The sequence below is a fragment of the Pararobbsia alpina genome (genome assembly GCF_902859895.1).
GTDB lineage: Bacteria > Pseudomonadota > Gammaproteobacteria > Burkholderiales > Burkholderiaceae > Pararobbsia > Pararobbsia alpina.
Genome location: NZ_CADIKM010000014.1, coordinates 88,138 through 107,817, shown reverse-complemented (window position 1 = coordinate 107,817; position 19,680 = coordinate 88,138). Strand labels below are relative to the sequence as shown.

Below are 19,680 nucleotides of genomic sequence, written 5' to 3'. Positions count from 1 at the left end.
ATCCCGGGCCTGATTTATCCCCTATCCAAGCATGCGCACGAATACGACTGTTTCCGAACTTTGGGGTGCCCTGCCCTCGGGCGACAAAGTACAACGCTTCACCCTGCGCAATGCCCAGGGTATGAAGATCACGGTGTCCGACTTCGGCGGCACCCTGCTCGGCTGGCACGCGCCGGATCGCTCAGGCCGTCTGGACGACATCCTGCTGGGGCACGATACGCCCACGGACTACTGGAACAGCCGCGCCTTCATCGGTGCGCTCATCGGGCGCTGGGCCAACCGGATCGGCGGTGCGCGCTTTACGCTCGACGGCATCGAATACACGCTCGACCGCAATGAAGGCAACAACCTGCTGCACGGCGGCAGCAGTGGTTTCGACCGCGCGCTCTGGGAAGTCGAACCCGACAACGGCGGCCTGAGCCTGCGTTATGAGTCGCCTGAAGGCGATGCGGGCTTTCCTGGCGCAGTCCAGGTCGAAGTCCATTACACGCTCGACGACGACGGCACGCTGACGATCGACTATCGCGGCGTCAGCGATGCGCCGACCCCGTTGAACCTGACGAATCACGCGTATTTCAACCTGAACGGACGCGACCTCGACATTCGCGGCCATATGCTGTCGATCGGTGCCGATCATTTCCTCGAAGTCGACGACGAACTGATTCCGATCGGTCTCGCCGAAGTCGCCGGCAACGCATTCGACTTTCGTACGAGCGCGCCGATCGGTGCCCGTCTCGACTGGCCGCATGCCCAGCTCGCGCGCGCCGGCGGTTTCGATCATTGCTATGTGCTGTCCGGCGAAGTCGGCAGCCTGCGCCCTGTCGCGAATGTCTACGACCCCGCCAGCGGCCGCGAGATGGATGTGCTGACGACCGAACGCGGCATGCAGTTCTACACGGGCAATTTTCTTGCGGGCGAGCTCGGCAAGGACGGCACGGTCTACGGCAAGCACGCAGCGTTCTGTCTCGAAACGGGTGGGTTTCCCGACGAGGTCAACAGCGCGCATCCCGAGCCCGCGATCATCCGTCCGGGCCAGATCTATCGGCAGACCACCCAGTATCGCGTCGGCCTGCGCAACGAGCGATAGTCCGGCCGCGGCCGAGCAGGAGTGCCCCCCCGCAGGCGAGCGCAAGCAGCCCGCTCGCAGCGAACACGGCCTCCAGGCCGATCCATCGCGCGGCGCCCGAGCCCGCGAGCGGGCCCAGCACGAGCAGGGCGAGCTGTGCGCTGCGCGCCGTGGCGCTGACGGATCCGAGGGCGTCTCGCGGGCAGCGGGTCTGCATCACGACGACGAAACTCATCGCGGCCAGACCATAGAAGCAGCCGTTCGCGACCCAGAGTCCGAGCATCGTTGGCCATGCGAAGGCAAAGTCGGCCGACAAGGCGAAAGGCAGGCCGGGGATCGTCGCGAGACCCGGGATCAGCACGGTCAGGCCGAAGCCGGTCAGCGAGGCGAACGCGAGCCTGCGCGCGGCGAATCTGAAAAACAGGCGCCGGAACAGCATGGCGCCCAGGATCGCCCCGGCGGCGGTACAACTCACGAGCGTTCCGAACGTCGAGACCGGAAAGCCGAGTCCTTTGAGAAAGAGCGCGAGCAGGGGGTCGTAGAGTCCGAGGACCGCCGTCTGAATCAGTGAGGCGATGAACACCGCGCGAAAGTCCGCATCGTCGCGAAGCAGTCCCCGCAAGGCGGATCTTCGCTTCGCCGGTCGTTGTGCAGACCGTGTTCCAGTGCGCAATGGACAATAGCGCCGCAGGCGAATCAGCAAAGCCAGCCCGACGACCGACAGGACCGCGGACAGGCTGAATCCCGCAACGGGTGAATACAAGACCGCGGTCAGCGCACCGAGCAAGGGCGCGGCGATCTTGGTCAACTGGTCGAGGGTCGTCGTGACGCCCGCGTTGGCAACCAGCTGGTCGCGGCTCAGCATCGATCTCAGGACGACCTGCTCGGCCGGCATCGCGCCGAGATTGCCCAGTCCCTTGAGAAACACCAGCAGCACGAAGAGGTGGACATCCGGCGCGAAGACCAGCAGCAAGGAAGTCGAGCCCCGTGCCATATAGCTGAAGAGCAGCACTGACAAGGCCTCCTTGCGGTCCGCCAAGCGGCCGAACCACGGTCCGAGCAGCAGTCCCGGCAGACCATAGAGTGCGGAGGCGATGCCGACCGTCGCCGGGGTCGCGTGCCAGAAATACGTGAGTGAAGAAAAGATCAGCGTGAAGTCGACCCATACGATCAGCGAACTGACCGCGCGCGCCGCGAGCAGGTAGCGATAGCCAGGAAGCCCGCGAAGCATGCCGGTCACCGTGGTCGTCCCGGTCACATTGTCCTCGGTCATGCCCGCACCCCGAATCGTTCGATCCCGTTCACGAACAAGATGCCGTCGATGACAAACCCGTCGAGGCCCGAATCCGTTGCATAGCGAACGAGATCGGACGTGCGATTGATCAAACCCGCACCACTGAGATTGAGCGAGGTATTGCAAAGCACCCCGAAACCCGTGTGCGCCTTGAAAGCCGTCAACAAGCGATGAAGCGGCGCGTTCTCGCCGGCGCTCACGGTCTGGATTCTCGACGAGCCATCGACGTGCGTGACGGCCGCGAATCGGTCGGTCTTCGCCCGTGCGAAGAAAAGCATATGAGGGCTCGCCCGCTGGAGATCGAAGTGGAGGCCCGCATCCTCTTCGAGGCACATGGGGGCGATCGGGCGAAACGACTCGCGTCGCTTGAGCGCATTCAGGCGCGTCAGCATATGAGCGCTGAACGGCGCCGCAATGATCGAGCGGTTGCCGAGCGCTCGCGGGCCAATCTCGCTGCGCCCGGACACCCAGCCAAGAATTGCGCCCGCCTCGAGCAGCATGGCAATCTGGCCAAGACCGCCGACGTGCCTGCGGAACTTCCCCAGTTCGCTGCGGGACGCCGCACCATCGTCATCGTCGAAGGATGCGCCTGCATAGACATCCCACTTCAGTTTGGCATTCCCTGTGAGGAGGAATTGCGCATCGACACCGGTGCCGATGGCCGAACCCGAGTCGTTGGCACAAGGCGGCACGAAGACATCCGCGAACAGGCCCGAGTCGAGCCAGGCGCGGTTCCAGTCGCCGTTCAGGCCGCAACCTCCGCCGATCAGCAGTGGACGCCTGTCCCTGATGAGCGCGCGGATCCTGGCTTCGAAGAAGGAAAAAATGGCTTTCGAGACGAGACGCGCGAGTCGCTTCGCGAGTGCCGAATCGACCCCGCTGTCGCAGCAGGCGAAGCCGCGAAAGTCGTCCTTGCAAAGCCTGGGCGACATGAGCGGATCGCCGAGCAGCCGTGCAAGCAGGACCTCTTCCTCCGCGTGCGCCGGTCCTTCATCGCCGTAGGCTGCAAGTGCCATCAGCTTGCCCGCATCGCCGAGCCTGACCGAGCCCGCCGGCAGGTCGAATGCCGGGTCGCACAAGGCGTAGGCAAACGCATACCGGATGCCGGGCGAACACATGATGTCGGCCAGCTTCGTCACCTGGAGGGCCATGTCGATCTCATAGAACGCGCCGATATGGCCCTCCCAGACCAGCGCATAACAAGGCATGCCCTGTGGGAACGGTGAAAGCGCATAGGCGCAAAGAATATGCGAACGTTCGTGAGACGAGGAGATCAGCTTCGTCGACATGCCGAGGATTGAACATTCGCGTACCGTCGCGCGCTCGAGCCCGCCATACCCGGCACCAATCGCGCGCCCCCGGGGGCTTGAGCCCGTCGCCCAGCCACTCAGCGCAAAGGCATCGGGCAGCATGTCCACGGCCTCGAGTACGTCGAGCATCATCGGAACCTCCGCGGCCGCATACCTGCGGCCTGAGTCCTTTTCAGCTTCGATCGAAAATTCCAGCGCCCCGTCGACGAGGTGGGCAATGTGGCCATCGTGACCCGGTTTGAATGCGAGCACCCGCATCTCAGCCGCCTCGCGTCGAACCATGGATCGCGGTAAGCGCCTCGCGCGCGACGCTGCCCGAACCGATGCCCGCGCCGAGAAAGAACATCACCGAATGCCTCGCATCGTCGAGTTCAAGCAAGCGATTGATCTCATGGTCGACGAAGTAACCGGTCGGCCAGGACTGAATGCCCTGCGCGGCGCAGGTCAGCTGGAAAGTCTGGATCAGGCAGCCGATATCGAGCAGCGCCACACGGTAGGCGCGCGAGTGGGGGTATTTCCACCACATCTTGTCGAACCTCGACACCACGAAGACGCCGTAGGCAAGATCTTCCGCGAAGCTCTGCGCGCAGAGCATCGCACCGAGGCGTCCGGGCTCGAGCGCCGGTGCGACACGCGTCAACGCGTGCGTGCGCGAACGGTAGTGGTAGATGCCGGATTCGAGACCGTCGACGCGCAGCGCGACGAGATAGGGTTCGCTCGGATGCAGGGAGCCGCCCGATGGCGACGTCCGCCGGTAGCCGACCGGCATCAGCCCGCATTCGAGCAGATCCATGCGTTGGGCGCCATGCACGGCGCCGAATGTGACCCACAACGCGGTCGCGACGCGAGCGAGGCTAATGCCTTGCGCATGGAAATCACGGCAGGTGCGGCGCGCGACCAGCGCGTCCCATAGCGACATGCGCCCAAGCGCGTCGAGCTCGGGCGAGTCGACCTCGGGCAGCGCAATCGCTTCGCCCGGCAGCTCGATATGCATCTCGGGAATTTTGTCGACAATCGACGCACAGTAATCGACATAGCCCTGATACGAATCGGTGGCGTCAGTGTCATCGGTGCCGCGCGGCGTCGCGACATTCGAATGTCCGATCTGGCTGCCGACGTGGAATATGCGCGCGAGGCAATCCCATTCCCAGGCATCCGGTTCCGGCTCATCGAGGATCTGCGATGCACGGATCTCCGCATCGATCGCGGCAGCCGCCCCGGCATGCTCTTCGGTTGCGGACAGCTCGGCGAGACGCGCCACGTGCTGCAGACCGACCTCGTATTGTGCGTGCCGGCGATAGTCCCACAGGATCAATTTTCCATCCGTGATCCGCAGGAATATAGAGGGCGTCATGACCTACCTCCCGATCGTTGAACGTCAGCTGCGGCCACGCCCATTGCGGGCGTGGCCGCATCAGTGACTACCGGTCGTTCCGTTTGGGCGGCCGCATGACGCGATACAGCACGGCATAGGCATCGTTCGACTGGTACGACAGGGGCGGTTCCAGCCGGACTCTCTTCATTTCACGCTCTCCCAAGAAAAAGGCAGGCCTGAGGAACAGGTCTAAGAAGCAGCTCTAAGAAGCAGGTCTGAAAAGCGGACCTGAGCCGATCGAAGTCAAACGCGGCCCGCATCGGTTAATCGAACTGGCCGCATGGACAGAGTTTCATGGGAGGGCCAAATGGGTCAATTCGGCAACGGCGCCTTGGCGGGTAGCCACATTCCGAATGCATGCAATCCGAGCGATTGCACCCCATGCCCGCGCAATACGGCGGGACAATATCGGCTCTGGGGAGAACGAATCGTTGAAGGCGGCCCGATAAGTGAGGCCGCCCGCCATTTTGAGACAGCCTTGTGCCTACGCTCCCGTCACCTCGATATCCGAGTATCCGAGGCCCGCGCGCTTGCGGACCTTGATCTGGACCGGAATGCGTTCCTTCAGCGCCTCGACATGGCTGATCACGCCGATCATCTTGCCGCTCGCGTACAGCGCATCGAGCGCGTCGAGTGCGATCTCGAGCGTCTCGCCGTCGAGCGTGCCGAAGCCCTCGTCGAGAAAGAGCGAATCGATCGACGTCTTGTGGCTGACGAGATCGGAAAGGGCGAGCGCCAGTGCAAGGCTGACGAGAAAACTCTCGCCGCCGGACAAGGTGCGCGTATCACGTGCGGTATCGCCTTGCCAGGTATCGACGACTTCGAGTTCGAGTTCGCCGCTGCGCTTGCGATTGAGTTGATAGCGCCCATGCAGCCGGACCAGTTGGCGATTCGCAAGATGGATCAGGTGATCGAGCGTCAGGCCCTGCGCAAACTTCCGGTACTTCGCCCCGTCGGCCGAACCGATCAGGCTGCTAAGCCGCTGCCAGACGTCAGAGGCGTCGAGCTTCACGGCAATCTGCTCGAACAGTGCCTGCTTCGCCGAGCGTTGCCGGTCATCGTTCTGCAATTGGGCCCGCACTTCCCCCTGCCGTTGCGCAAGCGCACGCAGGGCGGCCTGCAGCTCGTTAAACCGGGCGCTCAGTGCGTCATGGGTCTGCTCGGTCTTCGCTTCTCCGGCACGTTCGGCAAGGCGCTGCGCCGCGGTCGCGAGCAATGTCTTCGCGCCGAGCAGTGCGTTATCGAGGCGGGTACGCATCTGCTGGAGACGGTCGCGTTCTCCTGGATCGAGCAAGGCCCCGCTGAACGTGGCCTCGTCGTCGAAGGGGCTCGCATCCAGCGCACGGGTCCAGTTCGCGACGGCCTGCAAGCGCTGCGCGGCGTCCTGCTCGAGACGGGCGGACAAACGTGCCTCCCCGCCTGCAAGTTCGCTTTCCTCGCGCTGGAAGCGTTCGAGCCGGATCTCGGCCTCGTTGAAGTCGGCCGCCGCGTTCGCCGAGGCGGGAACAGCCGGAAATTCGAGTGCATCAGCCGCATCGGCACTCGTCGACTCCGCGGCTTCACGCTGAAGCTTCCTGTGAACGTCGACCAGCGCATCCCACCGCTGTTGCCATCTGTCTTGCTCAAGTTTCGCCTGATCGACCTGCTGGCCCAGACTGTCGATCCGGCGCATGAGCCGCTGCCGCTGATCCGAAGTCTGTTGCCACTCCTGCCATTCGAGGACGCGCGCGGCAAGCCAAGCCTGCGCATCACTCCAATTCTCCGGTTCGGCATGGCCGGCAGCCTGCACCCCTGCGTTGAGCGCCTGCGTTCGGTCGACCAGCATGCCGCGCTGTTTCGCACGGAGTTCATTGGCTTCGTTTTGCTGGGTCAGGCATGCCGCCAGTTCACGTTCGGCGAGCTGCAATGCATGATTCGTATCGACGAGTGACTTCTCGGCCGCAAGGCAAGCCGCCGCCGCCCGTTCGGTTTCGGCCTTCGCTGCCTCGACCGCCTCGAGCGTGGTCTGCGCATGCGTGAGTTGGACGCTGTTCTCTTCGATCCGCGCGCTCAATGCGGCACGATCGGCCACCGCGATGCCGAGCGTCGCCTCCCCTTCGCACCACTTCTGCGCGAGGCCAGCGTCGTCCTTGTCGAGTTGCGCAAGCCGCTTCAGCAGTTCCTGAATCTCACCCGTGAGGGCGGCCAACTCCGTCTTGAGCTTGATGCCCTTGTCTTCGAGTTCGCCGAGCGCGACCCGCTTCTCGTTGAGCGCGCGCTGCGTATCCGAGACGTCGAGCGACTGATAGGCGGTGATCGCCGGATGCTCAGTCGATCCGCACAGCAGGCAGGGCAGACCTGGCTCGAGCTCGGCGCGGAATGCCGACAGTTCGAGGATGCGGCGTTCCTGGGCGAGCAGCTTCTCCTTGTCGGCGATCTGCTCTCGCGTCGCACGCCATTGCCGCTCGATCTGCGCGCGGGCTTCGGTCTTTTCGAGCTTGACCTGCTCCCGCTGCCGGTGTGTCGCCTGCGCCTGTTCACGCTGGATGGAGATCTGTTCGCGGTTTTTCGCAATCTGTAACAGACCTTGCAACACACCCCGTTGATTCTGAAGGACCTGCCACGAAGTGCGGATCGCAGCCTCGTCGCGGCCCTTCAAGAGGCCGACGAGTTTCGCGCGCTGCTCCGCTTCGGCGCGCCGGAGCGCCTCCGCAGTGGGAGTCGCATCGCGCAGCGCGCGTTGCAGTTTCTCAGCGCTGTCTCGATGGGTCGCGAGTCGCGTTGCGATCGCACTCAAGCGCGTATCGGTCGAAACCGATTCGGCCAGCAGATGCCCGCGCGCTTCGATTTGCGCGCGCCAGTCAACGAGCGCCTCGCCGAGCTTCGCGCGCATCGGGTGCAGGGCCAGTGCGGCCTCGAGCGTCTTCGCCTCGGTAGAGACGGACGCGAGTGAGCGCGCGTACTCGAGGGTCATCTGCCTGCGCAGACCGGTCGCCCTCCAGAGATTTTCCGCGACACCCCGAGCCGCCGCACGGCGCTCGAGCCGGGCACCGGCGAGCGCTTGCGCCGCCTGGGCATGGGCCTGAACGGCACCGGACATCGCGAGATGGATGGCCCTCAGCTTTTCGGCGGGCTCGCTTGCCGCGAGACGGTCGAGATCGGGCCTGGTCTGCTGGATCGCCAGTTGGGCCTGCTGTTCGACTGCCTGTGCGTCGCGGTGCTGAGCTTCGATCTTCGCGAGTTCTTCGCGCCACCGTAACAGGCTCTGCAATTCGGCTTGCTGGCCCATCAGCAGGGTTTCGTTCCGGCCAAGCTCGAGCGCTTCCCGATCGAGCGCCGAACGCTGGGTCGCGTCGAGCAGTTCGACGCCGTCTGCACGCGCGCGCAGCGCATCGAGCGCGATTTTCTCTTCGCGCGCACGTTCGAACACACGTTGCGAGATCTGGCCGTAGATGTCGGTACCGGTCAGTTCTTCGAGCAGTTCCGCGCGTTCGTTCGCACGCGCCTCGAGAAAGGCGGCGAAACCGCCTTGTGCAAGCATCATCGATTTGGTGAAACGGCCGAAGTCGAGCCCGGTAATGTCCTCGGTCAGGCGCAGCTTGTCACCGATCTTTTCGGTGACGATCGTACCGTCGAGGCGCGCGAGTTCGACCTTCGGAGCCTGTAGATTGCCGTCGGCCTTGTCGCGCGCGCGGCGCTGGCTCCAGAACGCGCGGTAGCCCTGCCCTTTGACCTCGAACTCGACTTCCGCGAGGCATTCGAAGGCATGGCGGGTCATCAACTCATTGCTGCCCGCCGACACACTGTCCATGCGCGGCGTGCGGTGATAGAGCGCAAGGCAGACCGCATCGAGCAGGGTCGTCTTTCCCGCGCCCGTCGAGCCGGTGATCGCGAACAGGCCGTTGTCCTTGAAAGGCGGCCGGGTGAAGTCGATCTTCCACTCGCCCTTGAGCGAGTTGAGGTTGCGCAGACGCAGGGTCAATATCTTCATGCCGCGTCCGCCCCGATGCCGGAGACGACTTCCCGGTACAGCAGGCTCAGCCGGCCGCGTAGCGCATCGTCGAGCACTTCGCTTTCGAGCCGGCGCGCGAAGACGTCGTCAGGGGTCAGTTCGTCGAGCGTCTCCCTCACTTCGCCGCTCAAGCTTGCCGATGCGACCGCGCGTTCGCGCCGGATCCGCAGCACTTCGACGGGCAGGCCTTCGACTAGCGCTTCGATGCGCGCCTGGAGATCGCTCAGGTAGTCGTCGGCCGACACGACCACTTCGAGCCAGACGGTCCCGCCGGCTGTCGCCTGCTGCGCCGCTGCGCGAATGGGCGCGGCGAGTTCCGCCAGGGATCCCCTGACCGACGCAAGCGTCTGGAAACATGGCACCTGAAGCGGCGTTACCGCTTCGAGTCCGCCTGGGCCGAGATCGACGAGCAGCATTTCCTTGTGCTGCCTTGCCTCGTCGAAGCTCAGCGGAATCGGCGAGCCGCTATAGCGGATGTGCTCGAGGCCACCGACCTTCTGTGGTCGGTGGATATGGCCGAGTGCAATATAGTCGGCCGGTGGGAAGTTCGCGGTCGGAAAGGCCTCGAGCGCACCCACATAGATCTCGCGCACCGATTCGCTCGCGCTCGCGCCAACGGTCGTCAGGTGTCCGGTCGCGACGATCGGCAAGTCGACGCCGAGTGCCGCGCGTCTTTCCGCAGCAAGCGCATAAAGCTTCTGATAGTGCGCATGGATCGCGTCTTGCAGCGAGCCCTGCTTATCCTGCGCGCTCTGCCCCGCGGTGCTCTGCATGACGTCACGCGCACGAATGAAGGGAATCGCGCACAAAATGGCGCCGGGCTTGCCCGCGCGGTCCTCCAGCACGCGGATCTGCGTGGACAGGTCGTCCTGCACGGCGGGAATCACGACGGTGCCGAAGTAGGCGAGCAGGCCGCGCGATTCCTGCATCGTGGCGACCGAATCGTGATTGCCCGCGAGCACCGTGAGCCCGACGCCCGCATCGTGGAGCGCGACGATCAGCCGGTTGTAGAGCTCACGCGCATAGCTTGGCGGCGCACCCGTATCGAAAATGTCGCCGGCGATCAGCACCGCGTCGATCTCGTGTTGCCGGGTCTGCCCGACGAGCCAGGCGATCAGCGCCTCATGCTCGGCCTGCCGGGACTTGCCCATGAAATACTGACCCAGGTGCCAGTCGGACGTGTGCAGGATGCGCATCGATTGGTCGATCTTCTTCGGAAAAGGGAGGGACGCACGGGCGTCAGGTGCGCCAGTGTCTCATTTCCGAAGCAGCGGTTGAAGCCGGGCATGACAGCCCGTGCCGCGTGGCGAGCCTCGCTACAGCTCGATCTCGCCGAGAATCCGGTGCGCGAGCGCCTTCGCTTCCTCGAGCGCCTCGAGCTCCGAGGCCGAGGTCCCGTCGACTTCGTAGACGGTGTCGTCCGGATCCTCGCCATCGTCCCGGCTCAGGTTGACCCACCCCTGGTACAAGCCCTTGTCGACCAGCCTCACATCGGCTTCCGCCTTGAACAGGCCCTTCGTATAGATAATCGATGACATGATCGCTCCTCCCGCAACGGGCAGCCTGCCCTTGCTCGCTTCGATTCGGGCTGTCGGAGTGAGTTCAGTCGTGCGGGAAAAATGGTGAGCGCGAACTAGGCGCGGAACATTTCGACGCGGTTTCGCCCGGCGGCCTTCGCATTGAGCAGGGCGACGTCCGCGTCGTCGAGCAGGCCCACGAGGCCGTTCGAGGCCTCGCGCATCTCGGTGACCCCCACGCTGATGGTCAATTGCCCCGCCGGCGAAGCGAGCCCGGCGACCGCGGCCCGCAAACGCTGAGCCACCTGCATGGCCGTATGGGCACGGCAGTTCGGCAGTACGACCGCAAACTCATCGCCACCGAGCCGTCCGAAGACGTCGATCGGCCGCAGGCGGTCTTGCAAGGTGGTGGCCACCAGCACGAGCGCCGCGTCGCCAATCGAATGGCCGAATTCGTCATTGATGCTCTTGAAGCGATCGACGTCGATGAACAGGGCGGAGACCGGCTCGGCGCGGTGCTGCGCACGCCGCACCGCGAGGTCGGCGAGTTCGTGGAAACGCTGGCGCACGAAGATGCCGGTCAGGTCGTCGGTATGCGCCTGTTCGCGCAATTGCCCCTCGAGTTTGAAATGCGCATGCATCAGCCGCGAGAAATAGATATGGATGACGGCCGAGCAGACCGTCGCCGCAAGAATATAGGTCAGCAACTCGTACTGGTCGAGGCGCGACGCATTCAGCAGCGAAAATGCGAGAAACGGCGCAAGCGCCGTGATGGCCGATGCCATCGCGAAATGCCGGTGCGACATCCAGACCGGGCTCATCGCGACGGGCAGAATGACGAACGCGGGCAGCATCCAGCCGACACCAAGCGTGTTGGCCGAGGCGAACACGCCGATCGCGATTTCGTAGCACGCGAGAAACGCAAAGCCGAAGGGAATCCAGCGCCGCTGTGAAACGTCGCGCTCGAGCGCGTACATCACGGCGCCGAGCACGAACAGCGCGACGACCACCCGCCAGAACAGCGCCGGAGTCAGCACACCGGCGGCGAGTGCGATCACGACCGCCGCCAGATAGGCGAGCAGCCCCGCGCGACTGATCCCCCGCACGAGCGGCAGCAGGTGACGCGCCTGATAATCGTCGAACGAACGGTCCGCTGCATTCACGCTTGCGGCCGACAGCCCACTCGACTGCGCGACACCCCGGTTGCCGTTGACGGTCGTGCTCATAAGAATCAACCCCGTGATTTCTTTGAACTAGGCGCTATTGTAGGGTGATTCGGTGCGTGAAAATGAGGGGCACCGCACCCTGGGCGCGCAGCTTGGAAAATATATATTGCGCGTAGCCAACATTTCCGCAACTTAGAATCACCGCAGCACTGACTTCCGCAATGGGTATGCGATGACACTTCCCTCCTCGGCGCACCCTGTGGGTCCGCCACCGGTCGATCTGTTCGACCAGCGTGTCGACGACTGGGAACGCGACCCGCGCCGCGCCTTCGATGCGTGGCTCGTCAAGCAGTCGTTTCGCCATTCGTCGGCGCAAGTCTATCAGGCGCAGTGGAACCACTTCGTCGACTGGCTCGACTTGCGCCGGCGGACGCTTCGAAGCGCGGATGCCGGGCTCGTCGGCCAGTTTCTCGACAGCCTCGCGACGCGCAAGCAGCAGCGCGCACGGTATCTGCGGCTGATCGAGCGCGTTTACGATCATTTGGCTAAACAACAACCTCGCTTGCCGAACCCGGCGCGCAGGGCGGCGCTCAACCCCGATCCCGCGGCGGACTGGCCGATGGCACCCGCCAACGAACCAACCGGCTTTCTCGCCCCTGCCGAGCGCGAAGCCCTTGTCGTCCACCTTGCGGCACCGCTGCCGCACACCCCCCGCACGCGCTGGCGCGAACTGCGTGATCGCGCGCTGCTGGCGGCGTTTCTCGGCGCGGGGCTCAAGACCGGCGAAGCGCAAGCACTGCCCGAGCGTTTCCTCGCGCGTTCGGACGGCTGGCTGCAGATTGAGAACGTCGATCCCCGCCTGACGCGGCGCACCCGCCCGTTTGCGTTCGCGCGCACGGCCTTCGATGCCTGGCTGCGAGAACGCGGCGCGGCGCCGGGCACCGGCAGCCTCGCCTTTCCGTCCGGCCCCGACGGCCGGCCGATGCACAAGGCCACGGTGCTGCGGGCGATCGACGCACAGGTCGAGGCGGCGGGGATTACCGATTCGCGAAGCCGGCGCGCGAGCCCGCAAACCATGCGAAACTCATTTGCGGCGCATTTGTTTGAAAATGGCGAATCCGCCGAACTTGTCGCGGAATGGCTTGGCTTCGAACAGCTGGAATCGGCCCTCCGTCTTCAGACCCAGTGGCGCGCGTGGCAACGCAGCGAGGCGAATGCATGATCAGGCAAGGATTCGGAATGAGGATGGCGTCGCCGCGGTTATGGCTGGCCGCTGTCGCGCTGTTAAGCGCTTGTACGGCGGCACGTGTGGTCACGCATTCGGTCGATTCGACGCTCTCGGCAGCGCCGGCGGGCGTCTATTCGCTCGATCCGAATCACTGGAGCATCACCTTCGATGTCGATCACCTGAAGTATTCGCGCGTCGTGATGCGCTTCAATCGCGCGAAAGCGACGCTGCAACTCGACGCAGCAGCGCCCGAGCAGAGTTCGGTCAAAGTCGAGATCGACGCCGCAAGCCTCGATACGAACGACAAGACGCTCGACAAGCTGGTGACGAGCAGCGCGCTGATCGATGCGGCCAACTATCCGACTATTCGCTTCGATTCGACTCGCTTTGAAACGACGGGCCCCTCCACCGCGAAGCTCACGGGCACGCTGACGATTCATGGCGCGAGCACGCCGGTTACGCTCGATGTCACGTTCAACGGGGCTGCGCCCAACCCCCTCACGCGCGAACCCACGGCCGGATTCTCGGCGACCGGTACGTTCAATCGTTCTTCGCTGGGTCTCGCGAAGTGGTATCCGGCCGTCGGCGACGACGTCCAGGTCCGGATCCAGGCGGAGTTCGTGCAGCACCGGCCTGGCACCGGCGACGCGCCGCCGCCGGCCGGGGACTCGGCGAGCGGTGCGAAGGGCGAATAGTCGTCTGCGACGAGCCGCTATTGCGCGGCTGGGGCACCCGGCCTGCAGGCGACGAGCAGGCCGCGGCCCTCGCTCGAATCGCGGCGGTCGATCGTGTCGTAGGCACCCGACGGGCAGAGCGACTTTGCGCGATCCGCGCAAAGATTCCAGTCGCTGCCCGAGCAGTCGATCATCGTGGTCTGGCGGCCATCCGAGGTGAAAAGCGGATACGTCGAGCCGCAGGCGGCGAGCGACAGGAGCGCCAGGACGGCTGCGAACCACACACTGACCTTCATGTTTCGTGATTCCAAAGTTGATCTGGCACGAATGGTAGCGTGGGAGACCGCTATGCCATAAATGAAATATTCAAGTCGGCGGGAGTGTGGCGCAACGTCAGTGACAGTCGCGGTGTCCGGCTAATGCAATGAAACGAGCTGAAATATGTCTTGAAACGAATTCTTCATTTGCCGCATTTAGCGCTTGAAAAAATCGACTGACTGGCCCGCATGAACCGCACGCTGCAGCCATTCGGGCATCGGTCCGGCGCCGTCCCATGAATTGCCTGCAGCATCGGCATACTGAATGTGGCCGGGAGTCGGCGCGGACGTCGGCTGCGCCGAGGCGGTCTTGGGTATCGCGGGGGTTTCGGCCTGCTGCTCGTCCGGCGGTGGCATCAGGTGCTCCGCGGTCACGCCATATTCCTTCATGCGACGCTTGATGTACAAAATAATGCGCTCTCGCACTAACTCGTCCATGGTCTTCCTTCTCTCATACTTTGCCTCGTTGGATACTCTCGGGATGCCGACAATTGTATCGAGTTAGCCGACTCGACACAGATAGGGTCAGCATAATAGTGCCGTGGTCGGACGCCCGTGAAACTTGAATAAATCGCTCAACGACGTGCACTTTGTCTGTGCATTGGACGCGCGCCGCAGGGCCATGTGGTAGATAGTGCAAGGAGACGTTCCGCCCTACGTGCCGGTCGGTTCGCAATGCCTGGATAGTATCCGAAAACAGCACTGCAAAACCCTGCTGGATCGCAGCGAGCCTTCTCTTTCATACGCTTTACAATACACCCGACCGCCGCCCTGAGGCCATATTTCGGAACAATCCGGAAAATGGCCAGTCTGCGCTCGCTCCGATCCCATTCCACTCGCTAATCGATCCGACTATTCATCCCATGTCAGCCACCGCACCGAACATGCCCGCCCAATCCCGCCGCGCGCTGCCCATGATCATTTTCATGTCACGGTGGCTGCAGGTTCCGCTCTATCTCGGCCTCATCGTGGCACAGGCACTTTACGTCTACCTGTTTCTCAAGGAAGTCTGGCATCTGGTCGCGACCATCGGCACGCTCAACGAAACGACCGTCATGCTTTCAGTGCTCGGCCTGATCGACGTCGTCATGATCTCGAACCTGCTGATCATGGTCATCATAGGCGGCTACGAAACTTTCGTGTCGCGGCTCGGCCTCGAAGGGCACCCCGATGAACCGGAGTGGCTCGACCATGTCAACGCAGGCGTGCTCAAGATCAAGCTGTCAATGGCGCTGATCAGCATCTCGTCGATCCATCTGCTCAAAACCTTTATCGACACGGACAACCGCACGAGCACGTCGATCATGTGGCAGGTCACGATTCATCTGTCGTTCCTCGTCTCCGCGATCGCGATGGCCTGGGTCGATCGGATCACGACGCACGTGTATCCGAAGACACCGGCACTGGACCAGGCGCACTGAGGCGAAATCCAGGTAAGCCTTCGTTTTCGCAGCGTACGGCGAACAAGGTCTGCCCATATCGAACGCTCGTGGTGGTCCGAGGCCGGCGGCCGCGCAACCCTTCGCTATGCGTCCAGCGTGCCGCGCACCGCGGCCACTTCAGTTGCGCCCGCGGCGGCGTTCGAACGCCGTCGCGTGTCATAGATGAAGTGGCCGATCACGGCGCCGATGATGATCGTGCCGCCGAGCGCCGCAGCGGCGCTCGGCGCCTCGCCGAATGCCGCCCAGATCCATAGTGGTCCCAGCGCGGTCTCGAGCAGCAGGAACAGGCCTGCTGAGGACGCCGCGACAAAGCGCGTGCTCAGCGAGATCAGGCCCATCGAAAGCGGAATCACCACCGCGCCCTCCACGAACAGCCAGATGCCGCTGTGCCAGAGGTCGAGCGTATGCAGGCCCGCGAGCGACGAAGGCGCGAGCAGCCAGATGCACAGCGATGCCACGATTCCGCCGAGCGACGGCAGCCCGACCGTCCCGCCCTCGACCCGTGCCGAGAAGACGAGCGCAAGCGCCATCGACAATGCCGTCGCCAGCGCGTAGTAGTCGGACACCCGCGATGTGCCCTGGGGCTCGCCGAGCACGACGATGATCACGCCGAGCATGCCGAACGCGGCGGCGATCAGCATCGAGGGATGGGCACGTTCGCCGAACAACAGCCATGCGAACAGGGCCGTCATGAACGGTGTCGATGAAATGATGACCAGCACCATCGCGACCGGCCCGTTGAGCAGCGCCTGTACGAAGGTTACCGCGGACACCGCGTAGCACACGATCGACCACATCGAGCCGCGTGTCGGCCAGGGCTTGCCGAGCATGCCCCGCATGCGCGGCACGCAGCAGTAGACTGCCAAGAGCCCAATCCACATCAACCCGCCGCGCAAGGCGGCAAGCATCCATGCGTTGTCGATCTGCATGAGACGGATCAGCAGTGCATCGAGACTGATGATCAGCCCGCCCGCGATACCCAGCAGACTGCCCTTCATATTGTTGCCGAGCATGCCTTCACGCATCGGACCGCCCACACCGCGCACGTTCATAGTGGTGTTCGCCGGTTTGTTCGGGCGCGCGTTCGCACGTTTGTCGGTGGGCGAGACTCATTGCTTCGGCGCCGCCGGCGTTGCATTGACCCCATAGTCTTCGTACTTGCCCCTGCATAACGCAAAGCCCGCATTCCATCCGGCCAGATAGTCGGCTCCGCTCAAGGTCGGACCATCATTGGTCCACGAGAAATCGAGGTTGCCGGCTGACTTGTAGCCCGTGCCACAGCCTTCGACATGGCCATCGATATAAGCCTGCGAATAGCCCTGCCCCTGGAGCTGCGCACGGTCCGCCTTGAGTTCAGGCGCCTCGAAGCGGGAAGCAGAGAAAGAGGGGATTTCGGGCAAGGTGCAGGCGGCGAGGCCGGCGAGCATGAGGAGGGCAAGGATGGAATGCAAACGGACCGGCATGATGTTGGGCTTTTTCAGGACAAGATGTCCGTGATTGTAAGCGTTCGCGCCCGGCGACGATCGTTGCGGCTTCCTTCGCGCCCTCCGGTGACGCGCGCGACGCGTCGAACACCGCGCCCTCTGCCGACACCCTCTCGGCCTCGACATCGGCGCCAGGCGATCAGCCTTCAGCGCCCGTTGCGATGTCGCCCGGCGTGATCGCGAGCATCGATCCCCCAGGTATCACCGTCCCAGCCGCATACCGCTCACATCTGCAACCGAGTCGGATGCAGATACCGAAGTGCAGGTTCAGCCTGTCGTCCACTACCCGCCGGACTCCTCCGACGGCTCGTGAGCGCCGGGCTGGATAGCAGCCCCCCCGAAGTCCCCCCGCGACCGCGCGCGCTCACACCCACTGCTCGATCGCCTCGTCGACCACCTGCGGCGCAAACAGCGCATCGCTCACGAGATGTGTCGCGCCGAGCAGGCCCGCATCGGCGCCAAGCCGGCTATTGACGATCTGCAGATGGCGCGTCGCAAGCGGCAGCGACCGGCGGTACACCGTTTCGCGGACCACGGCGAGCATATCGCTCTGGCGCGTGCCGAGTTCGCCGCCGAGGACCACGAGCGAAGGATTGAGCAGGCTCACGGCCATCGCGATCGTCTCGCCGAGCAAACGGCCCGCCTCCTGCATCTGCTCGACGGCTTCGCGTACCCCCTGCTGCGCAAGATCCGCCGCATCGCGCACGGTGTCGGCGCGGTGACCCGCTGCTCTCAGGCGCTGGCAGATCGCCCAGCCCGCCGCGTACGCCTCGAGGCAGCCGTAGTTGCCGCAGCGGCACAGCGAGGGCTCGCCCGCGACCAGATGGCCGACATAGAGGTGCCCGAGATCACCCGCGCCGCCATGCGCGCCGCGCTGGAGCACCTGATCCATGATCATGCCCGCGCCAATGCCCGTGCTGACCTTCACGAACAACATGTGCGCGGCATCCGGCCAGCCTGCACGGTGTTCGCCGAGCGCCATCAGATTGACGTCCTTGTCGACGAGCACGGGACACGCGTAGTCCTTCTCGAAGAAATCCGCGACGCGATACCCATCCCAGCCGGTCATGATCGGAGGCCGCACGACACGTCCCTGCGCGAATTCGACAGGGCCCGGCACGCCGATGCCGATGCCCTTCACATTCGCGCGCAACGCCCGCTGCGTGCGCTGCGCCCGGCTCGAGCGGCCATTGCGGCCCTGGGCGGCGGCCTGTGCGAGCAGCGCGTCGAAACGCGCAGCGACCGTACCGAGCACCCGTTCCGGCCCATCGGCCACGTCGATCGCTCCCTGATCGCGCGCGAGCACGGTGCCGTGCATATCGGTCACGGCAAGCTGCATCGAACCCGCACCGATCGCCGCCAGCAGCATCACGCCCGCGGCAGGGTCGATCTGAAACGAGCCGGGCGGCCGGCCACCCGTCGAGTTCTCGAGCGCCGCCGATGAAATATAGCCGGCCGCCAGCAAGGTATCGAGCCTCAAGGCGACGGTCGAGCGCGAGAGGCCCGTGGTCTGCATGATCTGCGTGCGCGTGGTCGCGCGGCCCGAGCGGATCAGCGCGAGGATCGCACCCGGGCCGTTGGGATTGGGCGCGGTGCGTTGTGCCTGCGCGGGCTTCGTGTCTGCATCGGTCGTGAACACCATCTCTCCTGGCACCGCCTCCTCGGTATCGGTATCGGTATCGGTATCGGTATCGGCCGGACAATGCCGCGATTGTAACGACCCGGCCTACCCATTTGCATGAATACATATTGACTTATGCCTGATGACTACGCAATACTAAATCGGCACAAAACCTGGATCGGTCTCGGGATTTAGCCGCTTGCCGCGTCATGAGTGGCCCATGGCCAGGCCATCCACGGCGGACCGGGCCACCGCGGTTCAACCGGAGCGCCAGAGCCCCGGGCCGCGCAGAACACAGACAGAGGAGACATCGATGAATCCGTTGGGCATTCATGCGCTGGTTTGGGCGGGCGATCTTTCGCCTGCGTCGGCGCACAAGGTGATTGAAAACAGCAAAGCCGCGGGCTTCGATCTCGTCGAACTGTCCCTGCATGATCCGAGCACGCTCGATGTCGCGCTGACGCGCCGGCTACTCGAAGAACAGCAATTGCAGGTCGGCTGCTCACGCGGCCTCGCATTCAACGCGGATGTCTCGAGCGAAGACCCAGCCTGCGTCGCGCGCGGCGTGGCCTTGCTCGAACAAGCCGTGTCGCTGACCCAGGCGCTCGGCGGCACGTATTTCGGCGGCGTGCCCTATAGTGCACTCGGCAAATACAACCATCCGCTCACGCCCGGTGGCCGCCGCAATGTGGTCGGCTCGCTGCGCCGCCTCGCCGCGTTTGCAGCCGAACGCGGCGTGACGATCGGCATCGAGGTCGTCAACCGCTACGAAAGCAATGTGATCAACACAGCGCGCCAGGCTCTCCAGTTGATCGACGACGTCGGTGCAAACAATATGGTCGTCCACCTCGACACCTATCACATGAATATCGAGGAAATCGACTTCGTCAAACCGGTGCTCGAATGCGGTGACCGGCTCGGCTATGTCCATATCGGCGAAAGCCATCGCGGCTATCTTGGTTCGGGCACGATCGATTTCACGAGCTTCTTCCACGCCCTTGCGCAGATCGACTATCGCGGGCCGATCACCTTCGAGAGCTTCTCGTCGGCCGTCGTCGCCCAGGGTTTGTCGAATGACCTCGCCGTGTGGCGCAATCTCTGGCAGGACGGCATGGATCTCGCAACCCATGCCCATGGCTTCATCAAGGCCCAGGCCAAGGGTGCCGGACTGGGCATCGCGGATCGCGGTTATTAG

Annotated in this window: 17 protein-coding genes; 5 read left to right on the top strand and 12 right to left on the bottom strand. The window is 64.0% G+C overall.

Going from position 1 to position 19,680, the window contains the following annotated elements:
- The first annotated feature begins 31 nt into the window (after positions 1–31).
- On the top strand, positions 32–1,087 hold the full coding sequence (locus HV670_RS15905; RefSeq protein WP_175105754.1) for an aldose epimerase family protein: 1,056 nt from the start codon (positions 32–34) through the stop codon (positions 1,085–1,087).
- Here the strand turns inward: HV670_RS15905 and HV670_RS15900 are convergent.
- The 7 genes from HV670_RS15900 to HV670_RS15870 all read right to left on the bottom strand — a co-directional run bounded on the left by HV670_RS15900 (position 1,020) and on the right by HV670_RS15870 (position 11,779).
- On the bottom strand, positions 1,020–2,339 hold the full coding sequence (locus HV670_RS15900; protein ID WP_246257502.1) for an MFS transporter: 1,320 nt from the start codon (positions 2,337–2,339) through the stop codon (positions 1,020–1,022). The two genes, HV670_RS15905 and HV670_RS15900, sit on opposite strands and share 68 nt — an antisense overlap.
- Positions 2,336–3,928, bottom strand: a complete 1,593-nt coding sequence (locus HV670_RS15895; protein ID WP_175105753.1) for a carbamoyltransferase C-terminal domain-containing protein — start codon at positions 3,926–3,928, stop codon at positions 2,336–2,338. The genes HV670_RS15900 and HV670_RS15895 overlap by 4 nt, the downstream gene beginning before the upstream one ends.
- A 1-nt stretch (position 3,929) precedes the next feature.
- On the bottom strand, positions 3,930–5,024 hold the full coding sequence (locus HV670_RS15890; protein ID WP_175105752.1) for a SagB family peptide dehydrogenase: 1,095 nt from the start codon (positions 5,022–5,024) through the stop codon (positions 3,930–3,932).
- 505 nt (positions 5,025–5,529) lie between these two features.
- A complete protein-coding gene (locus HV670_RS15885) occupies positions 5,530–9,015 on the bottom strand; it encodes an AAA family ATPase (RefSeq protein ID WP_175105751.1) in 3,486 nt (1,161 codons plus the stop codon).
- Positions 9,012–10,232, bottom strand: a complete 1,221-nt coding sequence (gene sbcD / locus HV670_RS15880; protein ID WP_175105750.1) for an exonuclease subunit SbcD — start codon at positions 10,230–10,232, stop codon at positions 9,012–9,014. Before sbcD ends, HV670_RS15885 begins: the two co-directional genes overlap by 4 nt.
- A 120-nt stretch (positions 10,233–10,352) precedes the next feature.
- On the bottom strand, positions 10,353–10,574 hold the full coding sequence (locus tag HV670_RS15875; protein WP_175105749.1) for a hypothetical protein: 222 nt from the start codon (positions 10,572–10,574) through the stop codon (positions 10,353–10,355).
- A 95-nt stretch (positions 10,575–10,669) separates the two neighbouring features.
- Positions 10,670–11,779, bottom strand: a complete 1,110-nt coding sequence (locus tag HV670_RS15870; protein WP_175105748.1) for a GGDEF domain-containing protein — start codon at positions 11,777–11,779, stop codon at positions 10,670–10,672.
- A gap of 172 nt (positions 11,780–11,951) precedes the next feature.
- On the opposite strand from HV670_RS15870, the gene HV670_RS15865 reads away from it, so the two are divergent.
- Together HV670_RS15865 and HV670_RS15860 are read left to right on the top strand one after the other, a co-directional pair.
- Positions 11,952–12,941 carry a tyrosine-type recombinase/integrase gene (locus HV670_RS15865; RefSeq protein ID WP_175105747.1) on the top strand — a complete coding sequence of 330 codons (990 nt, stop codon included), beginning with the start codon at positions 11,952–11,954 and terminating at the stop codon, positions 12,939–12,941.
- Positions 12,942–12,958: 17 nt separating this feature from the next.
- Positions 12,959–13,642, top strand: a complete 684-nt coding sequence (locus HV670_RS15860) for a YceI family protein (protein WP_175105746.1) — start codon at positions 12,959–12,961, stop codon at positions 13,640–13,642.
- A 17-nt stretch (positions 13,643–13,659) separates the two neighbouring features.
- Here HV670_RS15860 and HV670_RS15855 read toward each other — a convergent pair whose 3' ends face one another.
- Both HV670_RS15855 and HV670_RS15850 read right to left on the bottom strand, forming a co-directional pair.
- A complete protein-coding gene (locus HV670_RS15855) occupies positions 13,660–13,917 on the bottom strand; it encodes a hypothetical protein (RefSeq protein WP_175105745.1) in 258 nt (85 codons plus the stop codon).
- A gap of 177 nt (positions 13,918–14,094) precedes the next feature.
- Complete coding sequence (locus HV670_RS15850; RefSeq protein ID WP_175105744.1) at positions 14,095–14,376, bottom strand: H-NS family nucleoid-associated regulatory protein; 282 nt, start codon at positions 14,374–14,376, stop codon at positions 14,095–14,097.
- 425 nt (positions 14,377–14,801) lie between these two features.
- On the opposite strand from HV670_RS15850, the gene HV670_RS15845 reads away from it, so the two are divergent.
- A complete protein-coding gene (locus tag HV670_RS15845; protein ID WP_175105743.1) occupies positions 14,802–15,359 on the top strand; it encodes a TIGR00645 family protein in 558 nt (185 codons plus the stop codon).
- Between the two features lie 104 nt (positions 15,360–15,463).
- Here HV670_RS15845 and HV670_RS15840 read toward each other — a convergent pair whose 3' ends face one another.
- The 3 genes from HV670_RS15840 to HV670_RS15830 all read right to left on the bottom strand — a co-directional run bounded on the left by HV670_RS15840 (position 15,464) and on the right by HV670_RS15830 (position 18,506).
- Positions 15,464–16,432 carry a DMT family transporter gene (locus tag HV670_RS15840; RefSeq protein ID WP_175105742.1) on the bottom strand — a complete coding sequence of 323 codons (969 nt, stop codon included), beginning with the start codon at positions 16,430–16,432 and terminating at the stop codon, positions 15,464–15,466.
- 57 nt (positions 16,433–16,489) lie between these two features.
- Positions 16,490–16,843 carry a hypothetical protein gene (locus HV670_RS15835; protein ID WP_175105741.1) on the bottom strand — a complete coding sequence of 118 codons (354 nt, stop codon included), beginning with the start codon at positions 16,841–16,843 and terminating at the stop codon, positions 16,490–16,492.
- 385 nt (positions 16,844–17,228) lie between these two features.
- Positions 17,229–18,506 (bottom strand): ROK family transcriptional regulator, encoded by a 1,278-nt coding sequence (locus HV670_RS15830; RefSeq protein WP_175105740.1) that lies wholly within the window; start codon positions 18,504–18,506, stop codon positions 17,229–17,231.
- A gap of 292 nt (positions 18,507–18,798) precedes the next feature.
- On the opposite strand from HV670_RS15830, the gene HV670_RS15825 reads away from it, so the two are divergent.
- Positions 18,799–19,680 carry a sugar phosphate isomerase/epimerase family protein gene (locus HV670_RS15825; protein WP_175105739.1) on the top strand — a complete coding sequence of 294 codons (882 nt, stop codon included), beginning with the start codon at positions 18,799–18,801 and terminating at the stop codon, positions 19,678–19,680.